This window comes from Mesorhizobium sp. M4B.F.Ca.ET.143.01.1.1 (assembly GCF_004792275.1).
Taxonomy (GTDB): Bacteria; Pseudomonadota; Alphaproteobacteria; order Rhizobiales; family Rhizobiaceae; genus Mesorhizobium; species Mesorhizobium abyssinicae.
Genome location: NZ_SRSR01000057.1, coordinates 1 through 1,127 on the forward strand (window position 1 = coordinate 1; position 1,127 = coordinate 1,127).

1 pseudogene is annotated in these 1,127 nt (G+C 62.9%); it reads right to left on the reverse strand.

The window, feature by feature from the left end:
- Window positions 1–897, reverse strand: a pseudogene (locus EN786_RS35920) (IS3 family transposase); the annotation flags it as partial.
- Window positions 898–1,127 lie beyond the last annotated feature (230 nt).

Sequence of the window (1,127 nt, forward strand, 5' to 3'; positions counted from 1 at the left end):
GCATCGGCTTGCCGGGCGCAATGTAATGCCATTCGACGCGGTTCTGATCCGCCCAGGAGAGGATGACGTTCGAGGTGAACTCGCTGCCATTGTCGCTGACGATCATCCTCGGCCGGCCGCGCTCGGTAATGAGCCGGTCCAATTCGCGGGCAACCCGTATGCCCGAGAGAGACGTATCAACGATGAGTGCCAGGCACTCTCTCGTGCAGTCGTCGACGACGGCCAGGATGCGGAAGCGGCGCCCGTCGGTGAGCTGGTCCGATACGAAGTCGAGCGACCACCGCTCGTCGGGCTTCAGCGGCACCAGCATCGGCGCCCTGGTCCCGATCGCCCGCTTGCGGCCGCCACGGCGGCGAACGGCGAGCTTCTCCTCCCGATAGAGCCGGAACAGCTTCTTGTGGTTCACGACCAGACCCTCCCGCCTCAGCATCACGAGAAGACGCCGGTAGCCGAACCGGCGACGCTCCTGCGCGATCGCCTTCATCCGCTCGCGAACCTCGCGGTCGTCCGGCCTGCTGGTCTCGTAGCGAACCGTCATGCGGCAACAGCCGATGGCTTTACACGCCCGCCGTTCGCTCATCCCGAAGCCTTCCTTCAGGCGAGCGACAGCTTTCCGCTTGGCCGCGGGCGTCACCATTTCTTTCCCACAAGATCCTTCAACGCGGCATTGTCGAGCATGGCGTCGGCCAGAAGCCGCTTCAGCCGCGTGTTCTCGTCCTCCAGCGCCTTCAGTCGCCGAGCCTCGGAGACATCCATCCCGCCGAAGCGGGCCTTCCAGTTGTAGATCGAGGCGTCGCTGACCCCGTGCTTGCGGCACAGATCGGCAACCGATACCCCGGCCTCGTGTTCCTTCAAAATTCCGATGATCTGCTCTTCGGAGAAGCGGCTACGTTTCATGTCCTGGTCCTCTCGATGGGCCAGAACGAACTTCAAACCGGATTATGTCAGAGGGGCAAGGTCACTCTCGACAGACTTGGGGGAGTTGCGAATGTCGTCTAGGCTAGTACTACTGCGTCATAAATTGCGAGCCTGACGCGGACTGTCCATGGCCCTTGTGCAGCACGGACATCGTTGCAGACGGTTGGCCAGGGCCACGGTCAGGCGTCGCCTGATGGTCGGGATCGAGG